The sequence below is a fragment of the Psychrobacter immobilis genome, assembly GCF_003148585.1.
GTDB lineage: Bacteria > Pseudomonadota > Gammaproteobacteria > Pseudomonadales > Moraxellaceae > Psychrobacter > Psychrobacter immobilis.
In genome coordinates, this window is sequence record NZ_QGGM01000013.1 from 61,077 (window position 1) to 80,777 (window position 19,701).

The 19,701-nt window shown below is 43.9% G+C and carries 20 protein-coding genes; 10 read left to right on the plus strand and 10 right to left on the minus strand.

Annotated features, from left to right (window positions below):
* Positions 1 to 173: 173 nt before the first annotated feature.
* Together C8D84_RS10585 and C8D84_RS10590 are read left to right on the plus strand one after the other, a co-directional pair.
* The gene (locus tag C8D84_RS10585) at positions 174 to 890 is read left to right on the plus strand and encodes a metal-dependent hydrolase (protein WP_109592002.1); all 717 of its coding nucleotides are present in this window, start codon (positions 174 to 176) and stop codon (positions 888 to 890) included.
* A 43-nt stretch (positions 891 to 933) separates the two neighbouring features.
* A complete protein-coding gene (locus C8D84_RS10590; RefSeq protein ID WP_109592004.1) occupies positions 934 to 1,476 on the plus strand; it encodes a YchJ family protein in 543 nt (180 codons plus the stop codon).
* Positions 1,477 to 1,510: 34 nt separating this feature from the next.
* On the opposite strand, the gene C8D84_RS10595 is transcribed toward C8D84_RS10590, so the two are convergent.
* From C8D84_RS10595 to C8D84_RS10605, 3 genes are read right to left on the minus strand one after another with little or no spacing between them, the layout of a single operon-like run.
* A complete protein-coding gene (locus tag C8D84_RS10595) occupies positions 1,511 to 2,419 on the minus strand; it encodes a class II glutamine amidotransferase (protein ID WP_109592006.1) in 909 nt (302 codons plus the stop codon).
* Positions 2,420 to 2,728, minus strand: coding sequence for a hypothetical protein (locus C8D84_RS10600; protein WP_225211599.1), 309 nt, complete (start codon positions 2,726 to 2,728; stop codon positions 2,420 to 2,422).
* Positions 2,729 to 2,775: 47 nt separating this feature from the next.
* Complete coding sequence (locus C8D84_RS10605; RefSeq protein ID WP_109592008.1) at positions 2,776 to 4,026, minus strand: homoserine kinase; 1,251 nt, start codon at positions 4,024 to 4,026, stop codon at positions 2,776 to 2,778.
* Positions 4,027 to 4,213: 187 nt separating this feature from the next.
* Between C8D84_RS10605 and hisF the strand changes: the two genes are divergently transcribed.
* The 8 genes from hisF to truC all read left to right on the plus strand — a co-directional run bounded on the left by hisF (position 4,214) and on the right by truC (position 13,124).
* Entirely contained in the window at positions 4,214 to 4,996 is a 783-nt protein-coding gene (gene hisF, locus C8D84_RS10610; RefSeq protein ID WP_109592010.1) for an imidazole glycerol phosphate synthase subunit HisF, read from the plus strand.
* A 139-nt stretch (positions 4,997 to 5,135) separates the two neighbouring features.
* Positions 5,136 to 5,657, plus strand: a complete 522-nt coding sequence (gene ribH, locus C8D84_RS10615; protein WP_109592012.1) for a 6,7-dimethyl-8-ribityllumazine synthase — start codon at positions 5,136 to 5,138, stop codon at positions 5,655 to 5,657.
* Positions 5,658 to 5,880: 223 nt separating this feature from the next.
* Positions 5,881 to 6,909 carry a transcription antitermination factor NusB gene (gene nusB, locus C8D84_RS10620; protein WP_109592014.1) on the plus strand — a complete coding sequence of 343 codons (1,029 nt, stop codon included), beginning with the start codon at positions 5,881 to 5,883 and terminating at the stop codon, positions 6,907 to 6,909.
* A 2-nt stretch (positions 6,910 to 6,911) separates the two neighbouring features.
* The gene (gene thiL / locus C8D84_RS10625) at positions 6,912 to 7,952 is read left to right on the plus strand and encodes a thiamine-phosphate kinase (RefSeq protein ID WP_109592016.1); all 1,041 of its coding nucleotides are present in this window, start codon (positions 6,912 to 6,914) and stop codon (positions 7,950 to 7,952) included.
* Between the two features lie 3 nt (positions 7,953 to 7,955).
* Positions 7,956 to 8,546: a phosphatidylglycerophosphatase A family protein gene (locus C8D84_RS10630; protein WP_109592018.1), complete on the plus strand. Its 591-nt coding sequence runs from the start codon at positions 7,956 to 7,958 to the stop codon at positions 8,544 to 8,546.
* A 253-nt stretch (positions 8,547 to 8,799) separates the two neighbouring features.
* The gene (glmU, locus tag C8D84_RS10635; protein WP_109592020.1) at positions 8,800 to 10,176 is read left to right on the plus strand and encodes a bifunctional UDP-N-acetylglucosamine diphosphorylase/glucosamine-1-phosphate N-acetyltransferase GlmU; all 1,377 of its coding nucleotides are present in this window, start codon (positions 8,800 to 8,802) and stop codon (positions 10,174 to 10,176) included.
* 164 nt (positions 10,177 to 10,340) lie between these two features.
* The gene (gene glmS, locus C8D84_RS10640) at positions 10,341 to 12,185 is read left to right on the plus strand and encodes a glutamine--fructose-6-phosphate transaminase (isomerizing) (RefSeq protein ID WP_109592022.1); all 1,845 of its coding nucleotides are present in this window, start codon (positions 10,341 to 10,343) and stop codon (positions 12,183 to 12,185) included.
* 168 nt (positions 12,186 to 12,353) lie between these two features.
* Positions 12,354 to 13,124: a tRNA pseudouridine(65) synthase TruC gene (gene truC, locus C8D84_RS10645; RefSeq protein WP_109592024.1), complete on the plus strand. Its 771-nt coding sequence runs from the start codon at positions 12,354 to 12,356 to the stop codon at positions 13,122 to 13,124.
* A gap of 165 nt (positions 13,125 to 13,289) precedes the next feature.
* On the opposite strand, the gene C8D84_RS10650 is transcribed toward truC, so the two are convergent.
* The 7 genes from C8D84_RS10650 to C8D84_RS10680 form a co-directional block, all read right to left on the minus strand.
* Positions 13,290 to 14,234: an EamA family transporter gene (locus C8D84_RS10650; protein ID WP_109592026.1), complete on the minus strand. Its 945-nt coding sequence runs from the start codon at positions 14,232 to 14,234 to the stop codon at positions 13,290 to 13,292.
* A 158-nt stretch (positions 14,235 to 14,392) separates the two neighbouring features.
* A complete protein-coding gene (locus C8D84_RS14030) occupies positions 14,393 to 14,692 on the minus strand; it encodes a LysE family translocator (protein WP_109592028.1) in 300 nt (99 codons plus the stop codon).
* Between the two features lie 156 nt (positions 14,693 to 14,848).
* Positions 14,849 to 15,682 (minus strand): sulfite exporter TauE/SafE family protein, encoded by an 834-nt coding sequence (locus C8D84_RS10660; RefSeq protein WP_109592030.1) that lies wholly within the window; start codon positions 15,680 to 15,682, stop codon positions 14,849 to 14,851.
* A gap of 77 nt (positions 15,683 to 15,759) precedes the next feature.
* On the minus strand, positions 15,760 to 16,260 hold the full coding sequence (locus C8D84_RS10665) for a flavin reductase (RefSeq protein ID WP_109592032.1): 501 nt from the start codon (positions 16,258 to 16,260) through the stop codon (positions 15,760 to 15,762).
* Between the two features lie 136 nt (positions 16,261 to 16,396).
* Positions 16,397 to 17,443 (minus strand): methionine synthase, encoded by a 1,047-nt coding sequence (locus tag C8D84_RS10670; protein ID WP_109592068.1) that lies wholly within the window; start codon positions 17,441 to 17,443, stop codon positions 16,397 to 16,399.
* Between the two features lie 53 nt (positions 17,444 to 17,496).
* On the minus strand, positions 17,497 to 18,534 hold the full coding sequence (locus tag C8D84_RS10675) for a DUF1852 domain-containing protein (protein WP_109592034.1): 1,038 nt from the start codon (positions 18,532 to 18,534) through the stop codon (positions 17,497 to 17,499).
* Positions 18,535 to 18,908: 374 nt separating this feature from the next.
* Positions 18,909 to 19,523, minus strand: coding sequence for a YceI family protein (locus C8D84_RS10680; protein WP_109592036.1), 615 nt, complete (start codon positions 19,521 to 19,523; stop codon positions 18,909 to 18,911).
* Positions 19,524 to 19,701: the final 178 nt, after the last annotated feature.

Genomic DNA, 19,701 nt, shown 5'->3' on the forward strand with positions numbered 1-19,701 from the left:
CAATATATTTTCCAAAGAAATATTAGAATCAAAGGTAGTGGGTAAACCGGTCGCGGCATACGAGCCTTATCTATTAGACGTTTGGCTGCGCTATGCTATTATGGTGCGCTTTTTTACCGCTAGGCAAACGCCTCGAAACAATCGTTTCGCGCGCTATTTATTGATGAGTTTTTATGGCAAATTTTAACACCCACCTGAATGTTGCATTCATGGTCAGTGGTACGCTCAGTTTGACGGTTTATAAAGCGGGATTGATTGATGATTCGGGGTTTTTAGTTTGCGTGGCGCTCGGCACTATCGGTGGGCTGCTGCCTGATTTGGATTCTGATAATTCGACACCGATTAAACTTGGCTTTAATATCACCTCATTTATTTTTGCCTTTGGTTTGGTCATGCATTGGCGCAGTGAACTGAGTTTGCTCGCCCTGATTGCATTATGGCTAGCAGGCTACGGCTTTATGCGTTATGTGGTTTTCTCTATTTTTACCAACATGACCGTGCATCGCGGTGTGATTCACTCCGTGCCTTATATGGCAATTTTGGGTTTGGGGCTGACTTATTTAAGCTACTACGTCTTGCACCTTCCACTGACGGCAAGCTGGTTTTACGGTTTATTTTTATTCGGTGGCGCGCTAGTGCATTTAACATTGGACGAGCTATATAGTGTTAACTTATCGAATATGAAAATGAAGCGCTCATCAGGTACAGCGATGAAGTTTTATCAGCATAAAGATAAATGGTGGTATCTGCTCCTGTACGTCATCCTTGCGCTCTTGGTATATTTTGCGCCGCCATTTGCTGAGTTTTGGCAGCAGCTGCGTGACCCCGAACCTTGGGCAAAGCTTAAACTGGGACTATGGCCAGAATTGATAAAAAACTGGCTCAATTAAAATTTATAGAACCGTTAAAAAATGAATAATACACGAGTAAATAATGTCAATTTCCCTACCAATCTGCCCTTGCCAAATCAATCCAGTCTCAGATGCTATCGGCGCACCGCTACTTTATCAAGACTGCTGTCAGCCTTATCATGACGGACTTTTAAATAAAGAAGCTGACGGCATAAAAGCAGAAACTGCTAAGCGATTAATGCGCACGCGTTATAGTGCGTTTGTGTTGGTCAAGCCAAACTATATCGTCAAGACTACAATACCCGCACAGCAAAATTTGCTCGATATAAAAGCTATTGAGAATTGGGCAAAGGAGACGGACTGGGCAGGATTAGAAATTGTCACGCACACGCCGAAGTTGGGTAAACGTCATGCGCAGGTTGAATTTAAAGCTTATTTTAAGACCAATGAGAACTTGCAAGCACATCATGAGTTATCTGCCTTTGTAAAAGTAACAGACAAAAACAGTAATAATGCGCGTTGGTACTTCCTCGACCCAACTGTTTCTATGTCCGTCAGCCAGAAACAGCCCTGTATTTGTGGCTCGGGTGAGAAATTTAAGCGCTGTTGTGGCGCTTATATCTAACTGATATTTAATCAACGTTAAATACTTGCCAATTCTAAACACTCGCCCCAACCGCCCGTGCTACCGCAATGCCTTCGTCAATGGTTAAAAACTTACGCTGGCTTGGACTGTCTTTATAAATGACATCGCCATCTTGGAATATCAAGCATTCATTGACGGCTAACTGTTGCCACTTTTCATTTTCAGTCAATGGCACGGTGACCAATATCGTGACTTTATCCGTATCTGTCGTCACATCGCCAAAGTTAATGGCCAAATCATCATCTGCCAACTTCGCCTCGCCAAACGGCGCTTGACGCGTGAGATAAAACAATAAACTCCCCGCATAAGCCAATTGCCAGCTACCATTCGATATCAAGCAATTAAACAAGCCATTGGCAGATAAATAACGACATTGGGTGGTCAAAAAATTAAACAGCGTTTGGTCATCAGGACGCGATTTAAAGCTACTTTTTAAACGATTAACAAGGTAGCAAAACGCCATCTCAGAATCGGTTGAACCGACTGGCTGGCAATGTGAGGCATTGCCGTTGTCTTGCAAGCGCTGACAGCGTTTGATAAATTCGCTATTCATTTGCCCATTGTGCGCAAATACCCACTGCTCACCCCAGACTTCGCGGACAAAAGGATGGGTGTTTGCCAAACAATTCTGCCCTTGGGTCGCTTTACGAATGTGGGCGATGACGTTCATGGCTTTAATCGGATAATTATTCACCAAATCAGCCACGGGCGATAGATGGCTCGGATGATTGTCATGAAACAGTCGCAAACCAGTCGAAGCATTGGCGGTTTTATCATTATTGGCGCATTCACTGCGCTCAAAAAACGCAATACCAAAGCCATCTTCATGACTGTCGGTCATGCCGCCGCGACGGCGAAACCCTGCAAAGCTAAAACCAATATCGGTTGGGGTATTACAGTTCATTCCTAAGAGTTGACACATTTATACTTCACCGCCGTTGTTGTCTTTTGCAGAATTTAAAGTAGGGTTTAGAGTAGCTTCTGACACTTCATCAAACATCTCATAAGGCGTGGCCCCATCGGTATCGATATTCGCCAAAATACGCTGCGCATGCGCCAAATCCGTATCTTGTATCCACAGCACAATCCCAGAATTCATACCGGGCATGGCACTCAGCGGTTGCAGTGACACCGTAATGCCATTGTTACGCAGCAGATTGGCATGCAGCTCGCCTTGCATATTGGTATCGTAGCGCGCCAGTTTGTGCCAGTTAGCAACTTGATCGGTCATGGTAAATTCCTTTTAAACAGTTAAATATCTTGTTAATACAGATGGATTTAATAGAAGTCAAAACCTGATGACCAGTTAATTTGATTTAACGGATAAGCATCAATATGGAAACCGTTTGGGTACTCTTTAAAACCGGGTTGTGATTTTAATTGGTTGATAGCGGCTTGCGCTTGTTGCTCAGTAGCAAATACGCCGATTAATTTAATATCTTCGACATCGTTGTTTTTATCATCGTCTTTACAGCGTGCGTGTTCAAGCACGAATACCGTATTTTGTTCTTTTTCAACATGTGACCAATGATAAGCCGCTAAGCGTTTCATCAGGTCAGGGTTTTTGACCATGATATTATCGCCAGTGCGACCTTCGGTACGGTTATAGTGGATAACGTTTAAACGCAATAGCCAAAAAATCACCGCCGCCTTGGCGAGCATCACTGGTAAAGCGCGTTTTTCATCTTCGCCAAGCTGACGTTTTGACTCATAGCCTTGCAAAAAAGCCGCCATTTTACTGCGATCAAAATTGACGGTTTCGCCTTGCTCGGCATCGCCCCACGTCGTACAAAAATCATTAATGGTAATGGCAATATCCATCACATAATGCTCGACGCTGACTTCGGTAAAGTCTAACAATCCCGTTAAACGCGCTGCGCCTTTTTGGCTATTACTTAACGATAAGTCCCATAAGGTATTATCAGCGAACATGTCTAAATGGCATAAGCCTTTTGGCAACGTCGCAAGCGGTAATTCGCTATATGACTGCCAAATATCGCTCATGAGCTTGGCTTCGTCACCCGGCATAAACTGCATTTCACGGTCGCGTACTTCCGCCCATGGGTATAAAGGCACGCCATATTCTTCCGCAGGCTGTAATGCTTGTAAGGTCTCATGCAGCATGGCTAAAGCGGCGCCAATCTCATAACACATCGCTTGCGTCGTCTGCTGTGGATGCGCGCCAGCTAGACAAGGCACTAAGGTAATCGCTTTATTGTCATAGCGTATGACATAGCCTTTTTCTGCGCTATCAGCGCCTAAATCAAGCAATGCTAACGGCGCAGCGACTGGCAATTTACCATCCAGTTGATTAAGGATAACCGCCATTTTTTCGATGTCTTCTGGTGGACGCTCTTCAAATAAAGTAAATACATAAGAGTGCGCGCCATCTACATCATCAGTCGTCTGAATAAACCAGTTAGAGTTTTTGATACCTTGGGTAATCGGAATGGCACGCGCAAATGACACGCCAAAACGCTGGCAAAAAGCGGCAAACTGGTCATCGGTTAACTGGGTATAGACGGACATGACATCTCACTTATGGCAATTAAAAGAAGGTAAATAGGATAAATATCGACGGTAATGACAGTGATTGTACCGCGCATGAGCAAACTTTGGTTAAAAGCATAATAATCTTGCGAAAAGCTGCCTGATATGGCGGCGATTTTGCTAGACTAGCGCTTACGGATAAATTGATTATAAGGTGAAAGACCCTATGTTAGCAAAGCGTATCATTCCTTGTTTGGATGTGGATAATGGCCGTGTGGTCAAAGGCGTGCAATTTGTCGATATCAAAGACGCAGGTGACCCGGTTGAAGTCGCCAAACGCTATAACGAGCAAGGCGCCGATGAGATTACTTTTTTAGACATTACCGCGACCAATGATGAGCGCGATACCACTTATCATACCGTTGAGCGTATGGCTGAAACCGTGTTTGTGCCACTAACGGTCGGCGGCGGTGTGCGTAAAATCGCTGATATTCGTAATTTGCTCAATGCAGGCGCGGATAAAGTAGCGATTAATTCAGCAGCGGTATTTACCCCTGAGTTCGTTGGGGAGGCGGCACAGAAATTTGGTAATCAATGTATCGTCGTGGCTATCGATGCCAAACGCGTTGCAGATATAACGGTCGATGGCGTTATCGTACCGCGTTGGGAGATTTTCACCCACGGTGGTCGTAAGCCAACCGGTATTGATGCGGTTGCTTGGGCAAGTAAAATGGCTGCTCTCGGCGCTGGCGAATTATTGGTGACCTCAATGGATGGTGACGGCACCAAAAAAGGCTATGATTTGGCTTTAATGAAGCAGATTACCAGCCGTGTGAATGTGCCCGTCATTGCTTCGGGCGGCGTTGGTAACTTACAACATTTAGCAGAAGGCGTATTAGAAGGCGGAGTCGATGCCGTACTTGCGGCCAGCATTTTTCACTTTGGCGAATATACCGTGCAAGAGGCCAAAGCATATATGGCCGCGCAAGGCATACAGATGCGTCTTTAAGATTGCTAAAATATCAATGCCTATGCAAAAAATGGTATCATAGCGCTACTTATTTATTTTTTTCAGTTAACTATTGAAAACAATCGAGATTTTACATAAAAATTTTGTTTTAAACGCTACTTACCCAAAGGATTTTCTTATGTCAAATTTACAACAGCAGCGCAATGATATTACCCATATCGATGGCAATTTACATCAAAATGAAGATGCCCGCATTGGTATCGTCGTCGGTCGTTTTAACGGTTTTGTCGTTGAGTCATTGGTAGATGGTGCAATTGATGCGCTACTACGTCATGGTGTATTGGGTAGCAACATTACCGTTATCCGCGTGCCTGGTGCTTTTGAATTGCCATTGGTTGCACAGCGCGCCGCTGAGTCTGATCGCTTTGATGCCATCGTTGCTTTAGGTGCGATTATCCGTGGTAGCACACCGCATTTTGATTTCGTTGCAAGCGAATCTGCAAAAGGCTTAAGCGCGGTAGCTATGGATTATAATATCCCAGTTGCCAATGGCGTCTTGACCACTGACAGCATTGAGCAAGCGATTGAGCGTGCTGGCACAAAAGCGGGTAACAAAGGCTCAGAAGCGGCAATGGTTGTACTGGAAATGCTTGCTGTACTATCACAGTTAGATATTGAAGATGACAGTGAAGACGCTTAATCAAGCCATCATTTGATAGGCTGTTTGTTATTTAATGAGCGCTGTGGTTCTTATGAGCTTTCGTTTTTATCGAGAGCCACAGCGTCAGTGTTACAAAGACTGTTACCAAGTACGCTACAAAACTCGACTGGCAAAGCCTGCCAGCTAACTACTATTTAACATTTTATTTTAAAACTTTTTATCTTAAAAACTTTTTATCTTAGCAACTAGGTATAGACCCCCTATGACTGACCAACTCAAGCGCGCCATTAACGCTGCACAAACCGCCCAAGCCAATGATGCACAAGCTGAAGCTACTCGTATCGCGAGCAGCAGCGCGGGTGAGCAAACCTTTGATATGAGTGAAACGACTTATAAGACTAGCCACACCGCTGTGCGTAAGGCTCGTCGCTTTGCGATGCAAGGCCTATATGAGTGGTTGGTTACCGATCGCCGTTTTGATATCGATGGCAAGCTTGGCTGGAAGGACAATGCGCCGCATGATATCGCTGCCCGTACGCGCGCGACCAATGCCATGCATACCGTTCATATCGGCTACTATCATGAAATGATGCGCGATATTCCAGAGCAGATTGACGCTCTCGATGCGCTAATCAGTCAGCACCTTGATCGTGACATCGACAAACTCGATACCGTCGAACATGCCATTTTATTGATTGGGGCGTATGAGCTACAAAACCGCTTAGAGATTCCGTATAAAGTCGTGCTTGATGAAGCGATGAAGCTAAACAATCATTTCGGCGCTACTGACGCGCATAAATTGATTAATGCCGTCCTTGATAAAATGGCGATTGAATTGCGCGCGCTTGAAGTCGAAGCCGACAGCAAAGCCAATCTACGCACCTCACAAAAAGCGGCGACTCAAGCAAATACTAAGCAGACTGAAGCTCAATCTACTGCTGTTGAAGAAGCTAGCGAAAGCACTACTGAATCTGATGTCGATAGTACGTCAACTGCTTCGAACAAACCGCGTATCAGTGCCAATAATGCCAGTGTTAAACGCAATAGCGCGAGTAAAGCTCTAGCAAATATTATGGACTATAAGATCAATAAGAAAAACGACGCCGCAAAAAATGAAACGCCAAATAATATCGTTAATGACAAATCTGCAGAAGAAAGCGCTTTAGAAGAAAACTCTTTAGAAAAAAATGGGGCTACTAATGGGGTTAGCAAAGATGAGAATAGTGACGCAGCTGACGTAGGCTTACATGATTCAAACCTTGTTACTCCTAATGAAAACAATAAAGACTAGCCATGAACGAATTTGAGCTGATTGAGCGTATATTTGCGCAAATGCAAGCTGCACCGTCATTGTCCAACACTGCCGAAGCACACAATATCGAAAAAGGCATTGGTGATGATGCGGCGGTAATGAGCCTGCCTGCAGGTGCACACTTGGTTAGCTGTATTGATACCCTCGTTCAAGGGCGGCACTTTAGCGCTGATTGGAATGACGTAAACGAATTAGCCTTTCAAATCGGCTATAAAGCGGTCGCAGTGAATGTCTCAGACATTGCCGCGATGGGCGCAACGCCGCATAGTATTCTATTGGCATTGGCCTTACCTGAGCGTTTGGCGAATGAGCAATGGCTGACTGAATTTGCCAAAGGTTTATTTCACGCCTGCCAGCTATTTGGTATCACGCTTATTGGCGGTGATACCACGCGCAGTGATAGATTAGTGCTTAGTGTCAGCGCGCAAGGATTACTGGCTGCAAACATTCCGGCTGTCTACCGCTCAGGCGCGCAAGTCGGCGATAAAATCTATGTCTCAGGGTCGCTTGGCGATGCTGCTTATGCGCTACAGCATCCTAATACTGCTATCGGTATTGAGCTTGCCCATCGGCTGCATATGCCAACGCCGCGTATTGCCTTAGGGGCAGCAGTGGCAACAATTGGCGCAACTTCGATGATAGATATCTCTGATGGTCTGTATCAAGACCTTGGGCATATCTGTGAGCAAAGTGCCGTTGGTATGCGCATCCACCTTGAGCATCTGCCTACCAGTAAAGCATTATCAAGCGTTGGTCTATCTGAACGCTTATTATGTCAGTTGGCGGGCGGCGATGATTATGAGCTGGCTTTTACCTTGCCTGCCCATATCGAGCCACCGATTGATAATAATAGCGACACGCCTGTGACCTGTATCGGTGAAGTCATAGCCGCAAACAAGGCAGATACTGCTAAAAATGTACGACCCGAGATTTTTTATCAAGGCCTAGCAGTCACACCGACGCATCCCGCCCCCTTTACTACTTGGCCCAATCTGACGGGTTACCAACATTTTGCAGGTTAACCCATGATTGATCACAACCTATCTAAGCCTGATATCCGACAAGCCAATGATTGCCCGCCTCTACCCGCCAATGCCAGCGCGTTTGATCGTTTGGTTTATTGGCTTGGTATCGGTCTAGGTAGCGGTCTGCCGCGCCGTGCACCCGGCACTTGGGGTACGGTTGGCGCTTTAATCGTTGCGATACCATTATTAAGCCTAGGCTTTGTGCCGTTTTTGATGATTACCATTTTAGCTTGTTTGCTTGGTAATGCGATATGCGGTCGTACCTCAGAGCTGATGGGCGGTCACGATAACCCGCACATCGTTTGGGATGAGTGGGCTGGTATGTGGCTTACCCTCCTGCCGCTATCTTATATGGGTATCGCCAACGGTAGTTTTTGGCAAAATTTCACTCAAATACCTACTATCTTAGCCATCATTATTGCCTTTATACTATTTCGCTTTTTTGACATTATTAAGCCGCCGCCGATTGGCTGGGCAGATAAAAAAGTCGCGGGCGGTCTGGGTATTATGCTCGACGATATTATTGCGGGAGTGATGGCGGCAGCCGTTTGGGTGATTATTTATACCTTTATCTTCTCTTTTAGCTTTTAATCTTAAGTTTGTCCTTTAAACCTCAAATAAATGTTTTTACCATAAATAATTCTACTTTATCGCCTTTTATATCGCTCACCTATTTAGCGGTTAGATTTTCTGAACGCCTGCTGTTTAATTTATATCTATAGACAGCTAATGTCATAATCAGTTTACAAAGATGTCACGACATAGCGTTTTAGTTAAATCGTAATTTGCGTTATAATTCAGAATTATATTTTGTTACATTTGTAGGCTCTTTTTTAGGAATACTATGACAGCTCCTCTTTCAGTAATTATCCTCGCGGCTGGTAAAGGCACGCGTATGCAATCAGCCAAGCCAAAAGTACTACAGACACTGGCTGGCAAGTCATTATTGGGTCATGTGCTTGATACTTGTCATCAATTGACCGTTGATGACACCATTATTGTCCATGGTTTTGGCGGCGAACAAGTCCAAGCAGACATTAATGAGCAATATGCGCATTTGCCGATTACGTGGGTTGCCCAGACTGAGCAGTTAGGTACGGGCCATGCAGTAAAAGTCACCCTATCTGAGTTACCAAAAGAAGGCCAAAGTCTGATTTTATATGGTGATGTGCCATTGGTCAGCTGCCAGACGTTAACAGCTTTAAAACTTGCCAATACTGATGGTATGTCGATGTTGACGCTAACAGTAGACAACCCATTTGGTCTTGGTCGTATCAAACGCGATAAAGAGGGCAATATTGAAGCCATCGTTGAGCAAAAAGATGCCAACGCCGATGAACAAAAGATCCAAGAGATTAATAGCGGTATTTACTGCGTTGATAATGCATTATTGCATAAATATCTGCCAAAGCTGTCTAACGACAATGCGCAGCAAGAATACTATCTCACCGATATTGTTAAGATGGCGGTTGCTGAAGGCATCAATATTGTCGCCATCGAGCCTGAACATAGCTTTGAGATTGAAGGCGTCAATAACCGCCAACAGCTTGCCAGCTTGGAGCGTACGTGGCAAGGTAAGTTGGTTGCTGACCTGCAAGAAGCTGGCGTCCAGTTTGCCGATCCGACGCGCGTTGATATTCGTGGCAGCTTGATCGCAGGCCAAGATGTATTCGTCGATGTGGGCGTTGTGTTTGAGGGTGATTGTGTCTTAGGTGACAACGTTTATATCGAAGCTGGCTGTGTGATTAAAAATGCGCACATTGGTAATGCCTGTCACCTAAAGCCGTACTGCGTCATTGACAGTGCGCACATTGGTAACGGCGTCGATATTGGACCTTTCGCCCATTTACGCCCTGATACTGTTTTGTCTAATAACAGTAAAGTAGGTAATTTTGTCGAGATTAAGAAATCGACTATCGGTCAAGGTAGCAAGGTCAATCATCTAAGTTATGTGGGTGATGCGACGGTTGGAACAAATGTCAATATCGGTGCGGGCGTGATTACCTGTAATTACGACGGCGTCAATAAATCGCAAACCATCATCGAAGACAATGCCTTTATTGGCTCTAACGCCAGCTTGGTTGCGCCAGTTACCATTGGTGATACCGCTACGGTTGCGGCAGGCTCAGTGATTACCAAAGACGTCGATGATAGCGCCTTAGCCTTTGGCCGTGCGCGCCAAACACAAAAAAATGACTTTCAGCGTCCAACCAAAAAATAAAGGCGGCGCTGATAGTTGACTCGATAAAATGATGGTAAAACCACTAAAGCAGTACGACAATAATTTGTGGTGCTGCTTATTTATATTTACAGATTAATGATTATCCATGTGTTGGCAACTTTCAAAATCACATGGTATGAGAACATAAAATTTAAGGAATAATTATGTGTGGAATCGTTGGAGCAGTTGCTGAGCGGAATATTGCCAATATCTTACTTGAAGGCCTTAAACGCCTAGAATACCGTGGTTATGACTCTGCTGGTCTGACTGTCATTCGTGATGGCGAACTCCATCGCGAGCGCCAAGTGGGTAAAGTGCAAGCATTGGTCGATGCTGTGGCAGTCAATCCTGAATTTTTCGATGGTCATATTGGTATTGCGCATACACGCTGGGCCACCCATGGCGAGCCGGCACAGCGTAATGCCCATCCGCACGTATCAGGAAAAATCGCTGTAGTACATAATGGTATCGTTGAAAACTATGCCGAATTAAAAGAAGAATTGATTGCTAAAGGTTACGTATTTACGTCGCAGACCGATACCGAAGTCGTCGCTCATCTAATCAATGATATCTACAAAACAACGCCTGATTTACTAGAAGCGGTTCGTGCCGTTATTCCGTTATTACATGGCGCATTTGCCCTTGGTATTCTACATATCGACTGCCCAGAAGAGCTGATTACTGTTCGTTTAGGCTCTCCACTAGTGATTGGTGTGGGTATCGGTGAGAATTTTATTGCTTCTGATCAATTAGCCCTACTACCGGTCACCAATCGCTTTATGTACCTTGAAGAAGGTGATATCGCCAAATTGACGCGCAGTAGCATTCAGGTTTATGCCGATGGTGTCGAAGTAAAACGTCAGATACATGAAATTGATGCGGCACAGCACAATGCGGATAAAGGTGAATTTAAGCATTATATGCTCAAAGAAATCTATGAGCAGCCAGACGCGGTTGCCCGTACTGTTGAGATGGCTGTAGATAGCGATGAGCCGTCTAAACTGCGCGATGATTTTTTACAGCGTCATGAAGCGCAATTAAAAGGCATTAAGCATGTCCAAGTCATCGCTTGTGGTACCAGTTACCACTCAGGCTTGGTCGCAAAATATTGGTTTGAGAGCCTGATTCGTGTGCCTTGTTCCGTTGAAGTCGCTAGTGAATTTCGCTATCGCAATCCTGTCGTCATCGACAACACACTTGTCATTTGTATTTCTCAATCTGGCGAAACGGCAGACACATTATCGGCGCTACGTGATATTCAAAAGCACACGCCAGCAGATCTAGTTAGCTTAGCATTATGCAACGTACCGACATCGTCTTTGGTACGTGAGACGGATATCTTTTTACCAACGCTTGCTGGTCCCGAGATTGGTGTTGCTTCTACCAAAGCATTCACCACTCAGCTCGCCGCTTTAATGCTAGTGGTCTTAAAAGTGGGTGTCGTTCAAGAACGCATGACTGGCGTAAACCTGAGTACCTTGCTTGGTCAATTACAAGAGCTACGTGGTCAACTACATGCCAGCTTAAACCTCGATGCACCTATCAAAGCCATGAGTGAGCATTTTGAGTATAAAAAGAGCTGCTTGTTCTTAGGTCGTGGTTTGCAGTTTCCAATAGCGCTAGAAGGCGCGTTAAAGCTGAAAGAAATCTCTTATATCCACGCCGAAGGTTATGCCGCAGGCGAGCTGAAACACGGTCCATTGGCATTGGTCGATAAAGACATGCCCATCGTCGTACTAGCGCCAAAAGACAGCATGTTTGATAAGCTAAAAGCCAATATGCAAGAAGTACACGCGCGTCATGGTGAGCTGTTCGTTTTTGCCAGCGAATCTAGTCAAATGGTCGCAGAAGACAGATTACATGTGGTCTATGTGCCCGATGTTTGTGAAACGCTTGCCCCTATCGTCTACAGCGTACCCGTACAGCTGTTGTCATACCATGTCGCCGTAATGCGCGGTACTGATGTCGATCAGCCACGTAACCTTGCTAAATCAGTGACTGTTGAGTAATATAAGTATTTGATTTTAATAATTTTATTATCAATCAGTTGCTTTTTACACCAAGTCCTTCGCTATCTGGTACGAATAAGATAGCGAAGGATTTTTTTGTGAATAACAAAATAGAAAAATATCAGTCACTTATATAATTATAGTATCTACAGTATGGACAATGAGAACATGGATATCGAAAGCGGCACCGCCAATCAAATCGCTAGTCAAATAGAAATAATCTATGAAGATGAATTTCTGGTGGCAATTAATAAAGAGGCAGGTCTATTGGTGCATCGCAGTTGGCTGGATAAAGGCGAGACGCGCTTTGCCATGCAGCTCACCCGTGATGCGGTAGGTTGTCATGTATTTCCGGTGCATAGGTTAGACAAGCCCACATCGGGCGTATTATTGTTTGCCAAGAGCTCAGCCGTGGCGCGCAGCCTTGGCGAGGCTTTTACTGAACACAAAGTTACCAAGCAGTATTTAGCCGTGGTGCGCGGCTATATGTCAGAACAAGGCACCGTTGATTATGCGTTGAGCTTTCAACCCGATGCCATCGCCGATAAGTTTGCTGATTTGGACAAATCCGCTCAAGAGGCGGTGACCCATTGGCAAAGTTTGGCACAAATCGAGCTACCATTTGCCGTATCAAAAAAGCATGACACGAGCCGCTATAGTCTTGTGCGCTTGACACCCGAGACTGGGCGTAAGCATCAGCTGCGTCGGCACATGCGACATGTATTCCATCATATCGTGGGTGATACCAGCCACGGTGATATACGGCACACACGATTTTTTCGTACTCACTATGATTGTACGCGCATGCTGCTGCATGCTCAGACTTTAGCGCTCAGCCATCCTGTCACTGGTGAGCCGTTATTGCTAAAAGCTAAATTAGACGACCAATGGATGCGTATCTTAGAAGAGTTTTCTTGGGTAGACAGCGCTAAAGATTAAACAGTGTAGGTTTTATCTTAGATAGTCATATCAAAGAAGTCGACATACTGATGCTAGATACGAAGGTTCGGTATCCTAGTGAGGACTTGAACTTTCGGCTATGAGCTTTTGGATTTTTATTTTTATTTACCGTAAGCGCTGTTATAGGAATAAGAACAGCTAACATCATATTGGCTGGCGCTTTCTTCCCAGTTTCATTTTTATATTCGCTAGCACCAACCCCGACAATATCAATATCATTGCCAGCATCTTCCACCATGTCACGACCTCTCCTGTAAGCAGCACTGAGGTTGTCATACCGAATACTGGCACCAATAGAGCAAACGGCATAACCTTAGAAGCCGTATTTTGACTAAGCAGATGCGCCCACAGTCCAAATCCTATCAGCGTTGAGACATACACGATAAACCCAAGTGATAACCAAGACTTAAGCGATGCCTCGTTAAACGTCGCCAGCTGCCATGCCTCGGTCTCAAATATGAGAGAAGATAGAGTTAAAATCACGCAAGCGATCAGACCACCCCAAACCACGAGAGCGAGAGCAGACAACGCGGATGCCTTATTCCTTTCAGTATTAGACGGAATAATAGCCCCGTCTGATCCTTGCTGCGTCGCTTGTGTTGACGCCTGTTTTGAAGCAATGTTACCAAAGCTCCAGCCTATGGCAGCAATCAAGATACAGACAAACCCAGCCAGAGGCATATCACCACCAAGGTTCAACGCGATGACGCTAAGCCCTAGCACACCGACCAGCATACCGATGATTTGCATGCGACTCACTGCCTCACCCAGTATAAAATACGCCAACAATACGGTAATAAAAATTTGAATTTGTAGCAATAATGCCGTCAATCCTGCTGATGCCCCTAAGTGCATGGCAGTAAATACAAAAGCATACTGCATGACAAACGTACCGATAGCATAGATAAGTAATGTACGGTTAAATTTGGGCGGTTTTAGAAAAAAAACCAGTGGCACAGCGGTAAAGAAAAAACGCAGGGCGGTGAGCATTAGCGGTGGAAAGCTTTCAAGTCCCCATGCAATAAAGGTAAAGTTTACACCCCAAATAAAAGTAACCAGTACAGCCAATGCAGTGTATATAGGAGTCATGTAGTTGGCCTAGGAAGTTATGGCTGATTATTATATTTAAAAAAAATTTATGACAATCTCGTATTAACCATAGAATGCTTTTAGAGAGTGAGCACTACACTTACAAACAATAGAACGGCAATGAGCATTAATGCTGTACCGCCTATTTTTGTAATTAACTATAGGTTATCTTGAGCTTTCCATAGATATCGGCTGGCTAAAAAAAATGCTTCTGCGTAGCAAAAATGGATCAGTAAGACCAAGAGGCAAAAAGTTGAAGCTAAAATCAGAAATTGAGAAAGACAGGTTTGCTCAGTGTCGATAAATTGCGGAAATACAGCCATAGAAAATAAGATAGGTTTTGGGTTAGAAAGAGAGGTTAGCAAACCTTCTTTGAATAATCTACCAGCACTTGTACTACTCACATCTAACGTGTTGCCAGACTCTAGGAAAAATGATTTTCTCTTTCCAAAGATCATTCTGAAAAACAAAAGAGTATACCCCAACAGAACCCAGCTACTTCACCCTTTAGACCCATTAATAGACCACTTAAAGCAGACTGATATAACAGAACCACTCAAAATAAACCTTTGAACTATCTAAACGTTGCAGTTTAAACGCTCCAATATAAAGACTTAAACCAATCCCTTATACAGAAAGTAACACCCTACAACCGTTAATAACAACGCAAAGCATTTTTTCAATAATTGCGGTGATAGTATATGAGCAACTTTCGCGCCTAGCTTGGCGGTGAAAAAGCTCATGATGCTGATCCCTAAAAAGGCATAAATGTGCACAAAGCCAATGGTGTTAGGCACATCAATTCGTTGCTGCATCCCAAAAAACATAAAACCTAATGCTCCAGCAATAGCAATCGGCAGACCACAAGCTGCTGAGGTGCCAACGGCTTTTTGCATGACTACACCATAACGCGTGAGATAAGGCACGGTTAAGCTACCGCCGCCAATACCGAAAATAGCAGAAGCGATACCGATAACCCCACCTGCTGCTAATTGCCTAGGTTTTGAAGGCAGTTGTGTATTAGCATCGTCGGCACTACTAGAATTGGTAGCAGGATTAGCAACCTGTTTTTTGCCACCGAAAAACATCTTGTAGGCGACCCACAGCAAAAATACGCCAACAATGAGTTGAAGGTACAGCCCAGATACCTGCCCTGCAATCCCTGCCCCTAAAAAGCAACCAATCGCTAAGCCTGGTGCCAGATTTTTAAAGACAGGCCACATGACTGCGCCTTTTTTATTGTGTGCCATTAACGAGCTGATAGAGGTGACAATGATGGTCGCCAATGACGTCCCCAATGCCAAATGCATGATATTGTCAGGGCTGTAACCCATTTGCGTAAAGACGATGAACAATAATGGCACGATAATTGTGCCACCGCCCACACCAAATAGCCCCGCAGCAAATCCTGCTAGCGCGCCTATGATTAAAAAAATGATTAATTCCACGGGATATTTACTTCTTATGTAGAGTTAGTACGATGGTTATTTTAGTTCAGTGACAATCAATCAGTTAAAAAGCCAACTTAAGCGATTTCTACTTGATCCACTTGACCAACCCGAGAATAGGCACGATTAAAATACACCAAACTCTCTTCTTGCTCACTTTGTCTAATAGCGACCACCCGGCACATGAAAACACTGTGCGTGCCCACTTGCTGAATGTCCTCAATCTCACAATCAAAACTGACCAATGCATCATCTAAAACGGGAGCGCCTGTTTTAAGCGGTGACCAAGAGCCATATTCAAATCGCTCTTGTGAACTCAATTTGGAGGCAAAAGCGTTAGATATTGATTCGTGCTGTGCGCCTAAAACATTGACACTTAACGTTTTATTTTCAATAAAATGGGCATGTGAGCGAGATGTCTGATTCATGCAAACCAGCAAGGTTGGCGGTGTATCGGTGACGCTACACACCGCAGATGCGGTAAATCCATGAGTACCAGCGCTGCCTTCTGTGGTAATGACATTGACCGCGGTTGTTAACAAAGACATACCGTCTCTAAAATCGGTGGCTTCAATCATGACTTAACTCCTAAATTTTAAATCTTTAAGTTCATTGATAACTGAGGTCACTCATGAGTTTAAACAAGCTAGTATAGACGAGGTTAAAAACCCAACCTATAAAAGCTAAATTTTGCATCAGTTTAGTCAATGAACCCTAAGCGGTCAGTTCTTGACGCACGATTGCTGCGCCTGCACTTAACGCTTGCAGCTTACCTCGTGCCACTTGTCGAGACAACGGTGCCATGCCACAGTTGGTTGAAGGATACAACTTATCCGCATCGACGAATTGCAATGCTTTGCGTAGTATATTGGCCACTTCTTCAGGGGTTTCAATGGTATTGGTTGCCACATCAATGGCACCAATCATCACTTTTTTACCGCGGATCAATTCAATCAAATCCATGGGAACATGTGAGTTTTGACACTCTAAAGAGACAATATCAATATTCGACTGTTGCAATTTAGGGAATGCTTGCTCATATTGACGCCACTCTGAACCCAGTGTCTTTTTCCAATCAGTATTGGCTTTGATGCCATAACCGTAGCAGATATGCACCGCCGTTTCACACTTTAGACCTTCAATAGCACGCTCTAACGTGGCAATACCCCAGTCGTTGACGTCATCAAAGAACACATTAAATGCAGGCTCATCGAACTGGATAATATCCACCCCAGCCGCTTCTAATTCTCTGGCTTCTTGATTTAAGATTTTAGCAAATTCCCACGCCAATTTTTCACGGCTTTTATAATGACCATCATACAAGGTATCAATCATGGTCATCGGACCAGGCAGTGCCCATTTGATTGGCTGATCGGTTTGTGCACGTAAAAACTTAGCATCATCAACAAATACAGGCTTTTGACGACTTACCGTGCCCACGACTGACGGCACACTGGCATCATAACGATTACGAATGCGCACGGTCTCACGCTTCTCAAAATCGACGCCATCCAGATGTTCAATAAAGGTGGTCACAAAATGCTGACGAGTTTGCTCGCCGTCACTGACAATATCAATGCCTGCATGCACTTGTTCTTGCAATGTCAAACGTAGCGCGTCTTGTTTGGCTTCAAGCAGTTGCTCACCTTCTAATGCCCAAGGTGACCAGATTTTTTCAGGTTCTGCAAGCCAAGAAGGTTTCGGTAAGCTGCCAGCCGTTGACGTCGGTAATAACTTTTGTGTCGGTAATAATATTGTCATACGATTCATCTTCTTATTTATTGGTATTCTCATTTCAGCCAGATTGAGCGTGTTTAGGCAGCGTATTCTTTATTCGTACATGCTTCTGCCGCGTGCTCATTTACATCATAGCTTGCTGCCCACTCATTAAGAATGGTTTGGTATGGCTTGATGAACTGCTCTTCGGTGAATTTACCTTGTGTCACTGCCATCTGACTACGCTCTGCGCGATCATAGACGATTTGCGTTAGGGAGTAATCTTGGTACTTCAAACTAGGTTGATAAACTTGAGCGGCTGCCGAATTGGCATTATAAATCTCAGGTCGGTAGATTTTTTGAAAAGTCTCCATGGTAGCAATCGCACTGATCAGCTCAAGGTCGGTGTAATCGCTCAGCAAGTCACCCGCAAAATAAAATGCTAATGGCGCGGCGCTACCCGTAGGCATAAAGTAGCGAACGGTTAAGCCCATTTTGGAAAAGTACTCATCGGTTAGTGATCCTTTGTTCAAAGAGCAGCCATCTTGTTTGTATTCAACGCCCAATAAAGGGTGCTGATTGGTCGTACGTTGATAGGTTTTACTGGTGGAAACACTCAAGCAAATCACAGGCTTCTTGGTGAAATTAGCTTGGTAAGCTTCTGAATTCAATAAATACTGAAACAGTTTGCCATGTAAGTCACCGAAATCTACTGGTGGCGCAGATGATGGATGTTTATCGAAATGGTCTAATAAGACCACGCTAAAGTCATAATCGCGCACATAAGATGAGAAACTATTACCAATCATACCGTCAATACGGGTGTTTTCTTTATGATCCACAATCGTTGTTTGCAGCATCTCGATGATAGGGAAAGTATCGCCATTTCCTGCCACATCCATGTCGACAGAAATAATATCAACCTCAACAGAATAACGATCTGCGGTGGGATTATCCCAATGTGCCAATGCATTAAAACGATTATTTATCATTCTTAACGTTTTGCTTAAGTTCTCTTGACGATGCTCGCCACGCGCCAAATTCGCAAAGTTCGTCGTGAGACGCGTGCTATTTGCAGGATGATAGTTTTCATCAAAACGAATGCGCTTAATTGCACAACTAAATTCTTTACTCATGATAATCCGCTACCCTAATCTAATCTCATTATTTGAGATAAAACCAAATTTGTGTATGAGGTGAATCATACCTAAACTATTACATGAATAAAAACGATACTATTTAAATATAAAATGAATATAATTCATGTTAATGAAGTTATGGTATGACATGAGATTGGATAGCGGAGACTTTACGACTTACTCGATAGCATCATTCAGCAAAAAATAAGCCTGTAGAAAAATGAGCTACGCTAAAGAAAGCATAAAGAAAATTTCGATAAACTAACTAACGAATCTAAGGATTCTCTCATTAAAAAAGTCGAAACTTATTTTCTAAGTCTCAGCCCTTTTTTTTGATAATATAAATAGAAAATTACTTTCTATTGATTGTGTTAGCGCTTTGCAGCTTCAATCTGAATATTTAGCTGAACTTTTTCAGTAATACCTAATAATGTATATTTACTGATGCCCCATTTCGTTCGATCAATGGTCGTTGTGAAATCCCCACCGCAAACTGGCTTTTTCAATATTGGGTTTAGATAGCAATTAAACTTGGTAGCCGTCAGCGTAATGGGGTTAGTCTTGCCATGTAGTGTCAACATACCATCAACCTTGCTGACATTTGAGCCACTACCATCAGTCGTAAAATACCATTTGGTAGAATCAAATTGCGCCAGTGGAAACTGCTCAATATCGAAAAAATCTGCGCTTTTTAACGTAATATCAAATGCTGTATTGCCTGTATTTAGGCTATTCAGAGGAATTACTAGCGAGATATTACCGGTCTTAGCCGCTGGATCATAATCTAGCTGCCCAGTGATATTATAAAAGCCACCTGTGTTGGTAGAGGTATTAAAATGGTCAATAGCAAAGCGTACATTGGTATGAGTGGGATCAATATCGTAAGTCATCGCCTGACTGCTGGCGATACCTAACATGCTTAGGAATAAGGCTAGTAGCGGCTTCCGCGAGGACAGTATGACTGTCGAGAGGGACATTTGATTCATAGTAACATTCCTTTGCTGGATAAATGATAGAGCAATCACATCCTTTGTGATTGTGCTCTTATAATTACTCTCTTATATAATGACAACAAGCCCATACTTAATCAATAAATATAGGCTTGTCTATTTTAGACATAGCATTATCACTGCTAACGCTATGTGATAAGTATGATCAAATAAA

Coding starts and splice junctions, on each gene's coding strand:
- C8D84_RS10585 (WP_109592002.1), top strand. CDS start 174: ATGGCAAATTTTAACACCCACCTGAATGTTGCATTCATGGTCAGTGGT.
- C8D84_RS10590 (WP_109592004.1), top strand. CDS start 934: ATGTCAATTTCCCTACCAATCTGCCCTTGCCAAATCAATCCAGTCTCA.
- C8D84_RS10595 (WP_109592006.1), bottom strand. CDS start 2,419: ATGTGTCAACTCTTAGGAATGAACTGTAATACCCCAACCGATATTGGT.
- C8D84_RS10600 (WP_225211599.1), bottom strand. CDS start 2,728: ATGACCGATCAAGTTGCTAACTGGCACAAACTGGCGCGCTACGATACC.
- C8D84_RS10605 (WP_109592008.1), bottom strand. CDS start 4,026: ATGTCCGTCTATACCCAGTTAACCGATGACCAGTTTGCCGCTTTTTGC.
- hisF (WP_109592010.1), top strand. CDS start 4,214: ATGTTAGCAAAGCGTATCATTCCTTGTTTGGATGTGGATAATGGCCGT.
- ribH (WP_109592012.1), top strand. CDS start 5,136: ATGTCAAATTTACAACAGCAGCGCAATGATATTACCCATATCGATGGC.
- nusB (WP_109592014.1), top strand. CDS start 5,881: ATGACTGACCAACTCAAGCGCGCCATTAACGCTGCACAAACCGCCCAA.
- thiL (WP_109592016.1), top strand. CDS start 6,912: ATGAACGAATTTGAGCTGATTGAGCGTATATTTGCGCAAATGCAAGCT.
- C8D84_RS10630 (WP_109592018.1), top strand. CDS start 7,956: ATGATTGATCACAACCTATCTAAGCCTGATATCCGACAAGCCAATGAT.
- glmU (WP_109592020.1), top strand. CDS start 8,800: ATGACAGCTCCTCTTTCAGTAATTATCCTCGCGGCTGGTAAAGGCACG.
- glmS (WP_109592022.1), top strand. CDS start 10,341: ATGTGTGGAATCGTTGGAGCAGTTGCTGAGCGGAATATTGCCAATATC.
- truC (WP_109592024.1), top strand. CDS start 12,354: ATGGATATCGAAAGCGGCACCGCCAATCAAATCGCTAGTCAAATAGAA.
- C8D84_RS10650 (WP_109592026.1), bottom strand. CDS start 14,234: ATGACTCCTATATACACTGCATTGGCTGTACTGGTTACTTTTATTTGG.
- C8D84_RS14030 (WP_109592028.1), bottom strand. CDS start 14,692: ATGATCTTTGGAAAGAGAAAATCATTTTTCCTAGAGTCTGGCAACACG.
- C8D84_RS10665 (WP_109592032.1), bottom strand. CDS start 16,260: ATGATTGAAGCCACCGATTTTAGAGACGGTATGTCTTTGTTAACAACC.
- C8D84_RS10670 (WP_109592068.1), bottom strand. CDS start 17,443: ATGACAATATTATTACCGACACAAAAGTTATTACCGACGTCAACGGCT.
- C8D84_RS10675 (WP_109592034.1), bottom strand. CDS start 18,534: ATGAGTAAAGAATTTAGTTGTGCAATTAAGCGCATTCGTTTTGATGAA.
- C8D84_RS10680 (WP_109592036.1), bottom strand. CDS start 19,523: ATGAATCAAATGTCCCTCTCGACAGTCATACTGTCCTCGCGGAAGCCG.